The 15,470-nt window shown below is 50.2% G+C and carries 17 protein-coding genes; 13 read left to right on the top strand and 4 right to left on the bottom strand.

Features of this window, described 5'->3' with window-relative positions:
* Positions 1–6: 6 nt before the first annotated feature.
* Positions 7–921 (top strand): DMT family transporter, encoded by a 915-nt coding sequence (locus tag OGX66_RS09135; RefSeq protein WP_270921780.1) that lies wholly within the window; start codon positions 7–9, stop codon positions 919–921.
* Between the two features lie 12 nt (positions 922–933).
* Here OGX66_RS09135 and OGX66_RS09130 read toward each other — a convergent pair whose 3' ends face one another.
* The 3 genes from OGX66_RS09130 to OGX66_RS09120 form a co-directional block, all read right to left on the bottom strand.
* Positions 934–1,731: an SDR family NAD(P)-dependent oxidoreductase gene (locus OGX66_RS09130; protein WP_103798143.1), complete on the bottom strand. Its 798-nt coding sequence runs from the start codon at positions 1,729–1,731 to the stop codon at positions 934–936.
* 165 nt (positions 1,732–1,896) lie between these two features.
* A complete protein-coding gene (locus OGX66_RS09125) occupies positions 1,897–3,108 on the bottom strand; it encodes a multidrug effflux MFS transporter (protein ID WP_088902493.1) in 1,212 nt (403 codons plus the stop codon).
* Positions 3,109–3,592: 484 nt separating this feature from the next.
* Positions 3,593–5,278 (bottom strand): aspartate:alanine antiporter, encoded by a 1,686-nt coding sequence (locus OGX66_RS09120; RefSeq protein WP_003035354.1) that lies wholly within the window; start codon positions 5,276–5,278, stop codon positions 3,593–3,595.
* 269 nt (positions 5,279–5,547) lie between these two features.
* On the opposite strand from OGX66_RS09120, the gene OGX66_RS09115 reads away from it, so the two are divergent.
* Positions 5,548–5,928, top strand: a complete 381-nt coding sequence (locus tag OGX66_RS09115) for an inner membrane protein YbjM (RefSeq protein ID WP_003035356.1) — start codon at positions 5,548–5,550, stop codon at positions 5,926–5,928.
* A 34-nt stretch (positions 5,929–5,962) separates the two neighbouring features.
* Here OGX66_RS09115 and OGX66_RS09110 read toward each other — a convergent pair whose 3' ends face one another.
* Positions 5,963–6,226: a GrxA family glutaredoxin gene (locus OGX66_RS09110; RefSeq protein ID WP_003035358.1), complete on the bottom strand. Its 264-nt coding sequence runs from the start codon at positions 6,224–6,226 to the stop codon at positions 5,963–5,965.
* A 172-nt stretch (positions 6,227–6,398) separates the two neighbouring features.
* Here OGX66_RS09110 and OGX66_RS09105 point away from each other — a divergent pair, with 172 nt between their 5' ends.
* The 11 genes from OGX66_RS09105 to OGX66_RS09055 form a co-directional block, all read left to right on the top strand.
* Positions 6,399–6,689, top strand: coding sequence for a YbjC family protein (locus tag OGX66_RS09105; RefSeq protein ID WP_003845523.1), 291 nt, complete (start codon positions 6,399–6,401; stop codon positions 6,687–6,689).
* Complete coding sequence (nfsA, locus tag OGX66_RS09100) at positions 6,673–7,395, top strand: nitroreductase NfsA (protein WP_003836934.1); 723 nt, start codon at positions 6,673–6,675, stop codon at positions 7,393–7,395. The genes OGX66_RS09105 and nfsA overlap by 17 nt, the downstream gene beginning before the upstream one ends.
* Before the next feature lie 59 nt (positions 7,396–7,454).
* Complete coding sequence (gene rimK / locus OGX66_RS09095) at positions 7,455–8,357, top strand: 30S ribosomal protein S6--L-glutamate ligase (protein ID WP_003836932.1); 903 nt, start codon at positions 7,455–7,457, stop codon at positions 8,355–8,357.
* Between the two features lie 90 nt (positions 8,358–8,447).
* Entirely contained in the window at positions 8,448–8,924 is a 477-nt protein-coding gene (locus OGX66_RS09090) for a type III secretion system chaperone family protein (protein ID WP_003035368.1), read from the top strand.
* 433 nt (positions 8,925–9,357) lie between these two features.
* A complete protein-coding gene (gene potF / locus OGX66_RS09085; protein WP_003035370.1) occupies positions 9,358–10,470 on the top strand; it encodes a spermidine/putrescine ABC transporter substrate-binding protein PotF in 1,113 nt (370 codons plus the stop codon).
* Positions 10,471–10,608: 138 nt separating this feature from the next.
* The gene (gene potG, locus OGX66_RS09080) at positions 10,609–11,742 is read left to right on the top strand and encodes a putrescine ABC transporter ATP-binding subunit PotG (protein ID WP_003035373.1); all 1,134 of its coding nucleotides are present in this window, start codon (positions 10,609–10,611) and stop codon (positions 11,740–11,742) included.
* 9 nt (positions 11,743–11,751) lie between these two features.
* A complete protein-coding gene (gene potH / locus OGX66_RS09075; RefSeq protein ID WP_003035374.1) occupies positions 11,752–12,705 on the top strand; it encodes a putrescine ABC transporter permease PotH in 954 nt (317 codons plus the stop codon).
* Positions 12,702–13,547, top strand: coding sequence for a putrescine ABC transporter permease PotI (potI, locus tag OGX66_RS09070; RefSeq protein ID WP_003035376.1), 846 nt, complete (start codon positions 12,702–12,704; stop codon positions 13,545–13,547). The genes potH and potI overlap by 4 nt, the downstream gene beginning before the upstream one ends.
* Before the next feature lie 59 nt (positions 13,548–13,606).
* Entirely contained in the window at positions 13,607–14,095 is a 489-nt protein-coding gene (locus OGX66_RS09065) for a YbjO family protein (RefSeq protein ID WP_003035378.1), read from the top strand.
* Positions 14,096–14,136: 41 nt separating this feature from the next.
* A complete protein-coding gene (gene rlmC, locus OGX66_RS09060) occupies positions 14,137–15,264 on the top strand; it encodes a 23S rRNA (uracil(747)-C(5))-methyltransferase RlmC (RefSeq protein WP_044701666.1) in 1,128 nt (375 codons plus the stop codon).
* Positions 15,265–15,276: 12 nt separating this feature from the next.
* Positions 15,277–15,470 (top strand): hypothetical protein (locus OGX66_RS09055; protein WP_353655294.1); only part of this gene is annotated, 194 nt, incomplete at its 3' end.

Below are 15,470 nucleotides of genomic sequence, written 5' to 3'. Positions count from 1 at the left end.
GCAAATATGCCCTATCTTTTACTCAGTCTGGCTGCCTGTTTTTGGGGTGGAAATTATGTGATTGGTCATCTCTTGGTCGCTGAAGTTAATCCCATCGTTTTATCAGCGGCACGCTGGGTATTTACCGCATTATTATTGATGACGCTCTATTTTCGTCAGGTCACAGAGCAATGGCCGGTGATGAAAAAATCCTTTGGTACTATCGTCTTCCTTGCGCTTTGTGGTCAGGTTCTTTTCCCCTTAACGTTGTATATCGGCTTGCAATATACAACCTCGCTTAATGCCGCGATTTATATGTCCACCACCCCGGCGCTCGTACTGTTAATCAATAAGTTCTTTTTTAAAGAGCGGATTTCTGCGCGAAATATAGCTGGTGTGATCCTGAGTACTGTTGGTGTTATATGGCTGGTGTCGCAGGGTGATATGATAAATGCGCGGGTATTTGCGCATCTGAATCAGGGCGATTTCTGGACCATGGGGTCAGCGTTAAGTTGGGCCGTCTATTGTGCTTTTTTACGCATTAAACCGCGTGAGGTAAAGGGAAACGCCTTTGTCGCAGTGAGCGCGCTGTTAGGTGCGATTGTACTTATTCCGGTACTGGCTTTGGAGTTGATACGCAATGGTATGCCGGGATGGAATAGCTATGCCAATACAGGCGTTGTGACTGGGCTGGCATACCTTGTTATTTTTCCTTCGTGGCTGTCATATCTATTATGGAACAAAGGGATTAGCGCCATTGGCGCAACGCGTGGAGAGATCTATTCACACTTGATCCCATTGAGTGGCGGATTATTTAGTGTGATGTTTTTGCACGTCACTCTGCATTCATATCATCTGGTGAGCGCGTTGGTTATTATGTGCGGTATAGCATTGTGTTCCCGTCCGAGTGCAAAAAATGGCTCGCAGCAGCGCGTGGCGTGAAAAGCGGGTAAATTAGCTTATGGTGGCGCCCCCGGTAATATTTACCACTGTGGCGGTCATGGCGCTGGCATGGTCTGAAGCGAGAAAGGTTGTAACCTCAGCGATTTGTGCAAGCGTAGGCAGGCGCGCGAGCATGGTACTTTGCGCCGCCCCCCCTAACCATTGATCGACGGTTAAACCCATTGACTGTGCTTTAGCGGTGAAAATTTCTCCGGTATAGGAGCCAGCCGCTACAGCATCCACAATCGCATGCGACCGCACGCCGACGACACGAATGTTTATTGGTCCCGTCTCGCTGGCGAGCGCCTTAATAAAAGCCTCTGTTCCTGCACAGCCGACGATATGGCCGAGATGCCCGGGCATCGCCATCGGGGCTGCGGGCGCAACGATGGTGAGAATAACGCCCGCTCGATTGCCGCCCATGTGCGGCGTTACGGCTTTTGCGATATTGAACTGCGCCGCAAAAAAAGGGGTGATACCGCTCATAAACTCAGAGAGGGATAATGCATCGATGCGCTTGCCCTGTTCGTGCATAAATCCCGTTGCGTTAACCACCACATCTATTCCACCGGTTTGCTGTACAAGGCGGGTAACTTCCTTCGATGCGTTGTGCTCGTCGAGTACATCGGTGATAAAGGTTTCGACTGTACCACCCGCCGTTCGGATGCCACTGGCGGTCCAATCCAGCTTTTCCTGACGGCGCGCGCCCAGATACACATGGGCCCCTTCGCGCGCCATAGTATGCGCAACTGCACTACCAATAGCGCCGCTGCCACCGAAGATCATTGCGACTTTGCCTGAGAGTAACATAGCAACCCCATCACCATTTAGCACCGAGTAAAGTATGTGCCATAACGGGCATGCTGCAAATTTGAGAAAGCGTTTCCGGGGAACCTCACTCAGCGATGAAAAATCAGGTTATGTCGGGGACATTGCTGCTATAGATCTTATAGCAGCAATGTCTATCAGCTCATTTTAACGCCGATCAGTTACTGTAAGTGTTTGATATTTCTTTAACATGTATATCATTATCAAAATTATCAAAAGCAAGTACATCATCCAGATGCTGGTATTTAGCTCAATTAAAAAACTACCGACACCTCCGATGACTGACGGAATAACCAGCGAGGCGGCTCCCATCAACGCAGAGGTCGCTCCCAGGTTGGTGCGCTGACTGGACATGGTCAGGTAGGTATAGAGTGATTCGAACATCCCTCCAGCAAACATCAGGATAATAAAGAAGAATATAAAAATATTGACGTGATAACTAAGTATTATTAATGGAATACACAGTACAATAAATGAGGCGATGATTTTCAGCCACGAATTCAAAATTTGCGGCGCAGACCTTTTCTTAAGAAGTTTACCTGATAATGCAGCCCCCAGCAGTAGGAAGCCTCCAATAATTGATGAAAGCACACCAAATTGCGTTGATGAGTATCCAAACGTAACCATAAAAATAAATGGGGAGGCTGTGACATAGCAATAAATCAGCGAAAATGACAGACCAAGAGACAGACAAGGTAGATAAAATCGAGGTTGTTTGCTGATCTCTTTATACGTATTAAATGATGATTTTAATGAATAGGCAACCCTTCTCTCATGGCTGAGTGTTTCAGGGAAGTTAAAATAAACGTATATTAACGTTATAATAGCATAGCCACATATCATTAAAAAAATTGCGCGCCATCCCCATAAGTCATTAATTACCCCTCCCAGCAGGGGCGAAGCAATGGGAACGACACCTTCGATAGTGATGATGATGGCATACAGCGTCGCGGCCACTGAACCACGAGTTACATCTCGAACTGCGCTGATTGCTGTAACCAGCGTTATTGATATAGAAAGACCTTGTATGACACGGATCGCCAGAAACATAACCAGACCGGTTGAGAGCGTGAGACAATATGTTGTCACGCCATAAATAACCGCACCTGTAAGCATAATTTTTCGCCGGCCAATAGCATCAGATAATGGACCAAAAATTAGCTGTCCAAAACCAATGCATAGGGTATAAACCATAATCGACAACTGCGTGGTTGAGACATTTTTTTTAAATTCTTTTGCGATGTCGGGAATTGAAGGTAAATAAGTGTCCACTCCCAGAATTCCCATTATCGTCAACATGGCCAGGCCGACAGTAAAGTAAATTATGTTCTTTCTATGAATAACAGTTTGCAGCTTCATTACTTATCACCATGAGTAAATTAAAAGCATGAAAAAGTTCACTATTTAAATAGAGATGTTGTGGATAATTATCGTGTAGGCAATAAAACAGAGTTGAAATGAACTGTCAAACTTTCGACTCAAAAAATTGAGATATGAGTCACAGGTATATAGCCATAATTTTCGATGGTAGGGTTCCAGTTAAATTTAATTGTGTTTGATTGCCAGGCAGCACGAGGAACCATAAGTACACTGACTTCGAATACGGGCATACTGCTGGTGTTGGTGTTGGTGTTGGTGTTGGTGTTGGTGTACGTGATTGATTTTTTCAGTAGTAAATTTCAGGCAACAAAAAACCCATCAACCTTGAACCAAAACGGCGGGGTTGATGGGCTCCACAAATTGGGGACATCAAAGAAAAGCAGTGGCAATAGTTATGACTGACGCCTTGAAGAAAAGTTCTGCTTACCTGCAAAAAATTTTCGTTTAAGGGTAAATTTCAGCGCTAACCAAGGCCAGGCCAGACAATGACGATGAGTGTCCCCGCTAATGTCAGCAGAACGTTGGCTATCGCGTAGGTCCCGGCATAGCCTAACGCAGGGATGTTGCTGCGTGCGGTGTCGCTGATGATTTCCATTGCCGGAGCACAGGTACGTGCGCCCATCATGGCGCCAAACAGCAGGGCGCGGTTCATGCGCAATACGTAAGCACCAAACAAGAAACAGATAACAACCGGAACCAGGCTGACTACCAGACCGGCAATCAACATTTGACCACCGACGGCCCCCAGCCCATTACCAATCCCACTGCCTGCGCTTAAACCGACGCCAGCCATGAATACCATCAGGCCAAATTCTTTCACCATGTTCAGCGCACCCTGTGGGATGTAGCCAAACGTTGGATGGTTGGCTCGCAGGAAGCCCAGCATGATACCGGCGAACAGCAGTCCAGCCGCATTCCCGATGCCGAAGCTGAAATTACTGAACTGGAAGGTGATCATCCCGATCATCAGACCGATGATAAAGAAGGCGCAGAAGGCCAGCAGATCGGTCACCTGACTGTGAATCGAAATGAAGCCGATACGATCGGCAATGGTTTTCACGCGGCGAGCATCACCGCTGACCTGCAATACGTCACCTTTGTTGAGCACGACGTTGTCATCAATAGGCATTTCAATCTGGCTGCGGATCACGCGGTTCAGGAAACAACCGTGGTCGGTCAGTTTCAACTGAGCCAGGCGACGACCAACGGCATTGTGGTTTTTCACTACAATTTCTTCAGTGACGATGCGCATATCGAGCAGATCGCGATCGAACACCTCTTTACCGTTACGGAAGCTGGGATCGAGGCGGGCATGGGCGTCCGGATAACCCACCAGGGCTATCTCATCGCCCATTTGCAGCACCGCGTCACCATCCGGGTTGGCAAGAATGCCGTTGCGACGGATACGTTCAATGTAACAACCGGTCTGACGATAAATACCCAGTTCGCGCAGATTTTTACCATCGGCCCATGCCACCAGCTCCGGGCCAACGCGATAGGCGCGAATCACCGGGAGGTAAACTTTACGATTGGCGTCAGTATCCAGGCCCCGTTCACGCGCGATTTGTTGGGCGCTGGTTTGCAGGTCCTGATGCTGAAGTTTCGGCAAATAGCGCGCACCAACAATCAGACTGACCAGACCAATCAAATAGGTGAGGGCGTAACCCAAGCTCAGGTTATCGAGAGCGCTTGAAAGTTGTGTCCCTGACATTCCTGAATGGCGCAAGGTGTCACCTGCGCCGACCAGCACCGGCGTTGAGGTCATCGAGCCAGCCAGCATACCAGCCGTCAGGCCGATGTCCCAGCCAAATAGCTTACCCAGCCCCAGGGCGATCAGCATTGCGCTACCGACCATCACCAGGGCAAGCATTAGATAATTTTTCCCATCGCGAAAAAAAATCGAAAAAAAGTTGGGGCCGGCTTCGACGCCGACGCAAAAAATAAACAGCATAAAGCCGAGATTTAATGCATCGGTGTTAATACTAAAGTGCTGCTGACCTAATAATAGGGAGACCACTAAAACGCCAATGGAATTACCGAGTTGGACTGAACCCAGACGCAATTTGCCCAGACACAGGCCCAGAGCCAGGACCACAAATAATAACAGGATGTAATTCCCATTTAACAAATCTGCGACGTTTATATTCACGGAGACTAACTTCTTGTTTACTAGTAAGCTATTGAAAGAAATGGCAATTTACGCTAATGTTTTTGCCAGAAATTAAGGGGCGATAGCATCGTACACAGCCCCGAATAATGCAGCATAACAATATATGCGGCTAGTTTAATCTCATTACGTATCAACGGCTATAAGAATCGTGTGGGTGTGTTTTTGGCATGGAATGCCGAGTTACTTTATCTGACTGGACGCCTGCGGGCGAAAAGAGTGTTCGATAGAGAATGTGTCAGGAGGAACGATTGAAACATAAGCAAAGTTGGGCGAGTGCGGTCTGCTGCTTTGTGCTCTTTATTGTGGTGTGTCTTTCATTAACGCTGAACGTGAAAGGGGCATTCAGAGCAGCAGGGCATCCTGAGGTCGGATTGTTGTTTTTTATCTTACCTGGTGCTGCAGCAAGCTTTTTTTCCCATCGTCGGGAAGTACTCAAACCCCTTCTTGGTGCAATGTTGGCGGCGCCGTGCTGCCTGTTACTGATGCGTTTCGTTTTTATGCCGACGCGTTCATTGTGGCAAGAGCTGGCGTGGTTGTTTAGTGCGGTGTTTTGGTGCGCGCTTGGCGCATTATGTTTTTTATTTATCAGTAGCTTATTCAATCAGCATCAACGGCGGAAAAAGAACTGATGACGCCCTCAAGCTGAGGGCGTAGAAACAGCTATCAGGCGAACAGATTCATATTCTCTTTTGCCCATGCTTCAAAATCCGTGCAGCCGCCGATGTGTTTTTGATCGACGAAAATCTGCGGAACGGTTTCAACTGGCTTACCTACTGTTTTTTCCAGATCTGCTTTGGTAATTCCTTCAGCATGGATATCAATGTAGCGGAAGTTAAAATCGTCATGCTCACTGCTTAATTTTTCTGCTAATTCTTTTGCGCGCACGCAATACGGGCACCCTGGGCGACCAAAAATAACGGCAAACATCTCTTTCTCCTCGAACTTATCAGGCCGGATGGCAATACTTGTTATGATGCCGCGATTTGTGACGGATGGAAAGCAGGTTCAGCCTGTTGCTTTGATATCCTCAAGCTATATCTGTTAAACACGGCAAGCCGGAACGTTTTATAATGAAAGCCATTTCGCCGGGAGGCCGCGTATGCGCACAATTGGTGTATTACCCAAAAGCGTATTGATGCTGGAAATAATTGGGATGGTTTTGTTATCGCTGGCGCTGCTATCGCTTAACGATTACCTCACCTTGCCCGCACCGCTTAACAGCCCGTTAGCTTGCGTGGTGATGATATTTCTGGGCGTACTGCTGATGCTCCCTGCTGCGGTGGCGTTGATGTGGCGTATTGCTCAACTGCTGGCACCGCAACTGATGTCACGCGCACCCGGTGATTCAACTGATTTAGACAGAGACAAAAGAGATGACACCAACCATTGATTTACTCCGCAGCCACCGTTCCATTCGCCATTTTACCGATGATGCTATTTCGGATGCACAGCGTGAGGCGATTATTGCCGCCGCTCAGGGAACGTCAAGCTCCAGTTTTCTACAGTGCACGACGATCGTTCGTATAACGGATAAATCTCTGCGTGAATCGCTGGCTACCTTATCTGGCGGCCAAAAGCATGTGGCGCAGGCCGCTGAGTTCTGGGTGTTTTGCGCTGATTTTAATCGTCATTTGCAGATTTGCCCTGATGCGCAACTTGGGCTGGCGGAACAGCTGCTGCTGGGCGTGGTTGATACTGCAATGATGGCGCAAAATGCGTTGACGGCGGCAGAGTCGCTGGGACTTGGCGGCGTATTCATTGGCGGTTTGCGTAACAATATTGAGCCGGTCACCGAACTGCTGAAGCTGCCGCAGCACGTTCTGCCGCTGTTTGGTTTGTGCCTTGGCTGGCCTGCGGATAACCCGGATATCAAGCCGCGCCTGCCAGCGTCGCTTGTTGTGCACGAAAACCAGTATCAGCCGCTCGATACAGACGTTTTGTCGCAGTATGACGAACAGCTTGCGCAGTACTATCTGACCCGCGGCAGCAATACGCGTCGTGACACCTGGAGCGATCACATTCGCCGTACCATCATTAAAGAAAGTCGCCCCTTTATCCTGGAATATTTGCATAAACAGGGATGGGCCACGCGCTAAAGATTTTAACCCAGTGTATGATACGCCAGCTTTTACCAGGTCATTCAGAGAGGTGCAGGGTGAAAATTGCCATTTTGTCCCGGGACGGAACGCTCTATTCTTGTAAACGCCTGCGTGAAGCGGCGATGCAGCGCGGTCACCTGGTTGAAGTTATCGATCCCCTTTCTTGCTATATGAACATCAGTCCGGCGGCATCTTCTATTCATTACAAGGGCCGTCAGCTTCCCCATTTCGACGCGGTGATCCCGCGGATTGGTTCTGCGATTACCTTTTATGGGACGGCGGCGCTGCGCCAGTTTGAGATGCTGGGTAGCTATCCGTTGAATGAATCGGTAGCGATTACACGAGCGCGCGATAAGCTGCGTTCGCTGCAGCTGCTGGCGCGTCAGGGAATTGATTTACCCATCACCGGGATAGCTCACTCTCCCGACGATACCAGCGACATGATTGACATGGTTGGCGGTGCGCCGTTGGTGGTGAAACTGGTTGAAGGCACCCAGGGTATTGGCGTGGTGTTGGCGGAAACGCGGCAGGCTGCAGAAAGCGTGGTAGATGCCTTTCGTGGGTTGAATGCCCATATCCTGGTTCAGGAATATATCAAAGAAGCGAAGGGGCGCGATATCCGCTGTTTCGTGGTGGGCGACGAAGTAGTGGCCGCCATTGAACGACGGGCTAAAGAGGGCGATTTTCGTTCTAATCTCCATCGCGGTGGTGTTGCGACTATTGCGAGTATCACGCCGCGCGAAAGAGAAATTGCGCTCAAAGCCGCCCGGACTATGGGCCTGGACGTTGCAGGCGTTGATATTCTGCGCGCTGATCGAGGGCCACTGGTCATGGAGGTCAACGCGTCTCCGGGGCTGGAAGGAGTGGAGAAAACCACCGGGATAGACATAGCTGGCAAGATGATCCAGTGGATCGAACGTCACGCTACGCCTGAATTTTGCCTTAAAATCGGCGGCTAAGCGCAATATCGATTGCGATCGTGGTATGACACGCTCTTTTTGCGTAAGCTGTGCCGGTATTTTTTTCATCAATAGAGGTCGCACATTATTATGACATCACTGGTCGTTCCCACTCTGGATACGTTGCGTCAATGGCTCGACGACCTGGGCATGAGTTTTTTTGAATGCGATACCTGTCAGGCGCTGCATTTACCGCACATGCAGAATTTTGACGGCATCTTTGATGCAAAAGTTGATTTGGTCGATAACGTCATTCTGTTTTCCGCGATGGCAGAAGTCAGACCTTCTGCACTGCTGCCGCTGGCCGCCGATCTGTCCGCGATCAATGCCAGCTCACTGACGGTGAAAGCTTTTCTGGATATGCAGGATGATAATCTGCCAAAACTGGTGGTTTGCCAGTCTTTATCCGTTATGCCGGGCGTGACGTTTGAGCAGTTTGAATGTTTTGTTCGCCAGAGCGAAGAGCAGATATCGATGGTGATCCTTGAAGCCGGTGCGCATCAGCTGTTATTTAATGCTGAAGAAGATGCGCAGAATAGCACCGCTGAAATTCATTTCCTCCATTAATTCTTCCTGAATCTGGACATATATTGCGCAGCCGCTGCCAGAGCGGTTGCGTATTGCCCGTTTTTATTCTGTATTTAACCTTTCATTAAAGAATTATTCACCTCTATTCAGCGCCTTCCGCTTTACGTCATAGACAATTCCTGCATAAAAAATTGATAAAAGACGTTTTTTAATCTGGGCTATATCCACAATTCCTGGCTAAAGTTATTCTTGCGAAGCTTACCAACGTCATCATTTAAACAGCCCCTTGTGACCTGTTCTACGGCCACAATGTATGTTGAATGCCTGGACGGATGCCAGCGAGCAATAGCGGCGTGAGGAGAGGTCTCTCTTTACATCGGTGCCGCATGAAAGAATATGCACGTTTCTTGCATATCATTAGAGTGTGACATTTTTGTTCGTTTGTTAACGAACTTTCAGAAGGAAAGAGATTATGACCGCCTTAAATAAAAAATGGTTATCAGGCCTGGTTGCGGGTGCTCTGATGGCCGTCTCTGCCGGCACGCTCGCTGCTGAACAAAAAACGCTGCATATATATAACTGGTCTGATTATATTGCCCCGGACACGGTGGCTAATTTTGAAAAAGAGACCGGAATTAAAGTCATCTATGACGTATTTGATTCCAATGAAGTGCTGGAAGGTAAGCTCATGGCTGGCAGTACCGGCTTTGACCTTGTCGTTCCATCCGCCAGCTTCCTTGAGCGTCAACTGACCGCGGGCGTATTCCAACCGCTGGATAAGAGCAAATTGCCGGGCTGGAAAAACCTTGATCCTGAACTGCTGAAGTTGGTGGGCAAACACGATCCGGACAACAAGTTTGCGATGCCGTATATGTGGGCTACGACCGGTATTGGTTACAACGTGGATAAAGTTAAAGCTGTGCTGGGGCCGGATGCGCCGGTTGACAGCTGGGATTTGATCCTCAAGCCAGAAAATCTGGAAAAACTCAAAAGCTGCGGCGTCTCTTTCCTTGATGCCCCCGAAGAGGTGTTCGCCACGGTGCTGAACTATTTGGGTAAAGATCCAAACAGTACCAAAGCGGATGATTACACCGGACCGGCAACGGATCTGTTGTTGAAACTGCGACCGAATATTCGCTATTTCCACTCTTCGCAGTACATCAACGACCTGGCAAACGGTGATACCTGCGTTGCAATCGGCTGGGCTGGGGACGTATGGCAGGCAGCAAACCGTGCGAAAGAAGCGAAAAATGGCGTCAATATCTCCTTCTCAATTCCTAAAGAAGGTGCAATGGCGTTCTTTGACGTATTCGCGATGCCTGCCGATGCGAAAAACAAAGACGAAGCCTATCAGTTCCTCAACTACCTGCTGCGCCCTGATGTGATTGCGCATATCTCCGACCACGTTTTTTATGCCAATGCCAACAAAGAAGCGACGGCTCTGGTCAGCCCTGAAGTTCGTGACAACCCGGGTATTTACCCGCCTGCGGATGTGCGAGCTAAGTTGTTCACACTGAAAGTACAGGATCCGAAGATCGATCGTGTACGTACCCGCGCATGGACGAAGGTAAAAAGCGGGAAATAAACCGATGTTTGGGACATGATCCGGCAGGATTTGTGCCTGCCGGGCAGCGTTGAGCCTGGACACATATAACCCGGCAATACGCACCGTTATGGTGCGTTATTTGCACCGTTTCTTTGTTTTATGCCGGAGAGCACCTGAGTGAATGATGCAACCCCACGCCCACAAGCGAAAATCCGCAAGGCGCTGACCCCGCTGCTTGAAATTCGCAATCTGACCAAGTCATTTGACGGTCAGCACGCCGTTGATGACGTCAATCTTACTATCTACAAAGGTGAAATATTTGCTCTGCTCGGCGCTTCCGGCTGTGGCAAATCGACACTGCTGCGGATGCTGGCGGGATTTGAACTGCCGACTACCGGGCAAATCATGCTTGATGGCGTCGATTTAGCGCATGTCCCGCCTTATCTGCGTCCAATTAATATGATGTTTCAGTCCTACGCCTTGTTTCCGCATATGACTGTCGAGCAGAACATTGCCTTTGGTCTCAAGCAGGACAAACTGCCGAAGGCTGAAATCGCCAGTCGGGTGAATGAGATGCTGGGACTCGTGCATATGCAGGAGTTCGCTAAACGCAAACCACATCAGCTTTCTGGCGGCCAGCGTCAGCGCGTGGCATTGGCGCGCAGCCTGGCAAAACGTCCAAAACTGCTGCTGCTGGATGAACCAATGGGGGCGCTGGATAAAAAACTCCGAGACCGCATGCAACTGGAGGTAGTGGATATCCTGGAACGCGTCGGTGTGACCTGCGTGATGGTGACGCACGATCAGGAAGAAGCCATGACGATGGCGGGTCGTATTGCGATCATGAATCGTGGAAAATTTGTCCAGATTGGTGAGCCAGAAGAGATCTACGAGCATCCGACCACGCGTTATAGCGCAGAGTTTATCGGTTCGGTAAACGTTTTTGAGGGACTGCTGAAAGAACGTCGGGAAGATGGTCTGGTGATTGAGTCTCCAGGACTGGTGCATCCGCTGAAAGTGGACGCCGATGCTTCTGTTGTCGATAACGTCCCGGTGTATGTTGCGCTGCGTCCGGAAAAAATCATGCTCTGCGAAGCGCCTCCGCCAGAGGGTTATAACTTCGCGGTAGGCGAAGTGGTGCACATTGCCTATCTGGGCGATTTGTCGGTGTACCACGTACGTTTGAAAAGCGGTCAGATGTTGAGCGCCCAGCTACAAAATGAGCATCGTTATCGTAAAGGGTTACCAACCTGGGGTGACGAAGTCCGTTTATGTTGGGATGCGGACAGCTGTGTGGTGTTGACGGTTTAAGGAGCGAAGATGAGTACACTTGAACCTGCGGCACGCGTGGATAACGCGGGGCGATTCAGGCTGTTTATGTCGCGGCTGCAAATGAAGCACGGGCGCAAGCTGGTGATCGCGCTGCCGTATGTGTGGCTGTTGCTCCTGTTTCTGCTGCCTTTTCTGATCGTCTTCAAAATCAGTTTGGCTGAAATGGCGCGCGCTATTCCACCCTATACTGACCTCGTTTCATGGGCTGACGATCAGTTATCCATCACGCTCAACTTAGGCAACTTCCTGCAACTGACGGACGATCCGCTCTATTTCGATGCCTACCTGCAATCGTTACAGGTGGCGGGAATTTCGACAATCTGTTGTCTGCTGCTGGGATACCCGCTGGCATGGGCAGTCGCGCACAGTAAACCCTCAACGCGTAATATTCTGCTGTTGCTGGTGATCCTACCGTCCTGGACCTCGTTTTTAATTCGCGTGTATGCCTGGATGGGGATCCTGAAAAACAACGGCGTCCTGAACAACTTTCTGATGTGGCTGGGTGTCATCGACCAACCGTTGACTATTTTGCACACCAATCTGGCGGTCTATATCGGCATTGTTTACGCCTATTTGCCCTTTATGGTGCTGCCGATTTATACCGCGCTGACCCGTATTGATTACTCGCTGGTGGAAGCGGCGCTGGATTTAGGTGCCCGACCGCTGAAGACTTTCTTTAGCGTGATTGTGCCGTTGACCAAGGGCGGGATTATTGCCGGGTCAATGCTGGTGTTTATTCCGGCTGTTGGCGAGTTTGTGATCCCTGAGCTGCTGGGCGGCCCGGACAGCATCATGATTGGCCGTGTGCTTTGGCAGGAGTTTTTCAATAACCGCGACTGGCCGGTGGCTTCTGCTGTCGCCATTATTATGCTGCTGTTACTGATTGTGCCGATCATGTGGTTCCACAAATATCAGCAAAAAAGCGTGGGGGAACACGGATGAATAACTTACCAGTCGTTCGCTCGCCGTGGCGTATTTTTATCCTGGTAGTTGGCTTTACCTTCCTGTACGCGCCGATGCTGATGTTGGTTATCTATTCGTTTAACAGCTCGAAGCTGGTGACGGTTTGGGCAGGGTGGTCAACGCGTTGGTATGGCGAGCTTTTTCACGATACCGCGATGATAAGCGCCGTAGGCATGAGCCTAACGATTGCCGCAGGCGCTGCGACGATGGCGGCAATCCTTGGTACCATCGCCGCCGTGGTAATGGTGCGCTTTGGTCGTTTTCGTGGTTCGAATGGTTTCGCCTTTATGATCACCGCGCCGCTGGTTATGCCAGATGTCATTACCGGTTTGTCGCTGCTGCTGCTGTTTGTAGCGTTGGCTCACGCCATCGGCTGGCCGGCTGATCGCGGAATGCTGACCATCTGGCTGGCGCACGTCACCTTCTGTACAGCGTACGTAGCGGTGGTGATTTCTTCACGTTTGCGCGAACTGGATCATTCCATTGAGGAAGCTGCGATGGATCTTGGCGCCACGCCGCTGAAGGTCTTTTTCGTCATCACGCTGCCGATGATTATGCCGGCGGTGATTTCCGGTTGGCTATTAGCCTTCACGCTGTCACTCGATGATCTGGTTATTGCCAGCTTTGTCTCTGGTCCTGGCGCCACAACGTTACCGATGCTGGTGTTCTCCAGCGTACGTATGGGGGTGAACCCGGAGATCAACGCGCTGGCAACGCTGATTCTTGGTGTGGTAGGAATTATCGGATTTATCGCGTGGTATCTGATGGCGCGAACAGAAAAACAACGGATCCGCGATATCCAACGTGCAAGACGCGGCTGAAAAAACTAAAATCTGCCAACCTGTCTATACGGCGCAGCTGTGGTGGTTGCGCCGTTTTCATGGAAGACGACGCGTTGGGATTTTTTAAGAAATCATCCACATCACATGCTCGCTTAAACGTCCCTGCTTTGGTGCAGGTGGCGGCGCTGGCTATTATTATGATCCGCTGTCTCGATCTGTTGATGATTTTTAATACGCTTGGGTTTCGTGGAACCAGTGAGTTTATTCATCGCAGTGTGCAGACCTGGAATTTGACGCTGGTGTTTCTGGGCAGTCTGGTGCTGCTATTTATCGAAATTTACTGTGCATTTTCGCTGGTAAAAGGACGGAACTGGGCACGCTGGATCTATCTGTTGACCCAGATTATCGCCAGCGTCTATCTGTGGGCTGCTTCGCTGGGCTACGGATATCCCGAACTGTTCAGTATTGCGGGGGAGTCCAGACGCGAAATCCTGCATACGCTGGTGATGCAAAAACTGCCGGATATGCTGGTATTGCTGCTACTGTTTGTTCCTGCGTCCAGCAGGCGGTTCTTCCGTTTGCAATAACGTGTATAATCTTGGCCCCCGGTTAATTTGTAGGTCTTTGTATGCAGTGCGCACTTTATGACGCCGAACGCTGTCGCTCCTGTCAGTGGATAACACAGCCTGTCGCCGATCAACTCTTCGCTAAAACAGCCGATCTGCAGAATCTGCTGGCCGATTATCCGGTCGGAGAATGGTGCGCGCCGGTCAGTGGTCCGGAAAGCGCGTTTCGCAATAAAGCCAAAATGGTGGTCAGCGGCAGCGTGGAAAAACCGTTGCTGGGGATGTTGCATCGTGACGGTACGCCGGAGGATTTGTGCGACTGTCCGCTCTACCCTGAGTCTTTTGCGCCCGTATTTTCCGTTCTTAAGCCGTTTATCGCCCGAGCAGGATTAACACCCTATAACGTTGCGCGTAAACGCGGGGAACTGAAATATTTGCTGTTAACGGAAAGCCGGTTCGATGGCGGCATGATGCTGCGTTTTGTCCTGCGTTCTGAAGCAAAACTGGCACAGCTGCGCGCGGCGCTGCCCTGGCTGCAGGCACAACTCCCACAGTTAAAAGTGATCACTGCCAATATTCAGCCGGTGCATATGGCGATTATGGAAGGGGAGACAGAAATCTTCCTGACGGAACAACAGGCGCTGGCGGAACGCTTTAACGATGTACCGTTGTGGATCCGCCCACAGAGCTTCTTCCAGACTAACCCGGTGGTGGCGGGGCAGTTGTATGCCACGGCGCGCGACTGGGTGCGTCAGCTTCCGGTTAATCACATGTGGGATCTGTTTTGCGGCGTTGGGGGTTTTGGTCTGCACTGCGCTACACCGCAAATGAAACTGACGGGGATTGAAATCGCGCCAGAGGCGATTACCTGCGCGAAGCAGTCGGCGCAGGAACTTGGGTTGCAGAATCTGCATTTTCAGGCGTTGGATTCAACTCAGTTTGCTACCGCTCAGGGCGAAGTTCCGGATCTGGTGCTGGTGAATCCGCCGCGTCGCGGGATTGGGAAACCGCTGTGCGATTTTCTTTCCCGCATGGCACCGCGTTTTATTGTTTATTCCAGCTGTAATGCGCAAACCATGGCGAAGGATATTCGTGAGTTGCCTGGGTATCGAATTGAACGCGTTCAGCTTTTCGATATGTTCCCGCACACCTCGCATTATGAAGTGTTAACGCTACTCAGCCGACAATAATTGCTATGCCTGATGGCGCGCAGCTTTCAGGCCTACAGGTTGTTCGTCATTCGTAGGCCGGATAAGGTGCTTGCACCGCATCCGGCAAATCAATATGCGAAAAAAAAGCCCGTACTTGCGTACGAGCTCTTCTTTAAATATGGCGGTGAGGCGGGGATTGACTCGCTTCGCTCGCCCTGCGGGCAGTCTGTTCGCTGCGCTCTCAG

Source organism: Citrobacter sp. Cf072, from assembly GCF_030334485.1.
Classification (GTDB): Bacteria; Pseudomonadota; Gammaproteobacteria; order Enterobacterales; family Enterobacteriaceae; genus Citrobacter; species Citrobacter freundii.
This window is presented reverse-complemented; position numbering and strand designations above follow the sequence as displayed.

Excerpts from the sequence above, each read along its gene's own strand:
- OGX66_RS09110 (WP_003035358.1), bottom strand. The coding sequence starts at position 6,226 with ATGTTTGCCGTTATTTTTGGTCGCCCAGGGTGCCCGTATTGCGTGCGC.
- OGX66_RS09090 (WP_003035368.1), top strand. The coding sequence starts at position 8,448 with ATGACATCACTGGTCGTTCCCACTCTGGATACGTTGCGTCAATGGCTC.
- nfsA (WP_003836934.1), top strand. The coding sequence starts at position 6,673 with ATGACACCAACCATTGATTTACTCCGCAGCCACCGTTCCATTCGCCAT.
- OGX66_RS09135 (WP_270921780.1), top strand. The coding sequence starts at position 7 with ATGCCCTATCTTTTACTCAGTCTGGCTGCCTGTTTTTGGGGTGGAAAT.
- OGX66_RS09105 (WP_003845523.1), top strand. The coding sequence starts at position 6,399 with ATGCGCACAATTGGTGTATTACCCAAAAGCGTATTGATGCTGGAAATA.
- potF (WP_003035370.1), top strand. The coding sequence starts at position 9,358 with ATGACCGCCTTAAATAAAAAATGGTTATCAGGCCTGGTTGCGGGTGCT.
- OGX66_RS09125 (WP_088902493.1), bottom strand. The coding sequence starts at position 3,108 with ATGAAGCTGCAAACTGTTATTCATAGAAAGAACATAATTTACTTTACT.
- rlmC (WP_044701666.1), top strand. The coding sequence starts at position 14,137 with ATGCAGTGCGCACTTTATGACGCCGAACGCTGTCGCTCCTGTCAGTGG.
- potI (WP_003035376.1), top strand. The coding sequence starts at position 12,702 with ATGAATAACTTACCAGTCGTTCGCTCGCCGTGGCGTATTTTTATCCTG.
- OGX66_RS09065 (WP_003035378.1), top strand. The coding sequence starts at position 13,607 with ATGGAAGACGACGCGTTGGGATTTTTTAAGAAATCATCCACATCACAT.
- potH (WP_003035374.1), top strand. The coding sequence starts at position 11,752 with ATGAGTACACTTGAACCTGCGGCACGCGTGGATAACGCGGGGCGATTC.
- OGX66_RS09130 (WP_103798143.1), bottom strand. The coding sequence starts at position 1,731 with ATGTTACTCTCAGGCAAAGTCGCAATGATCTTCGGTGGCAGCGGCGCT.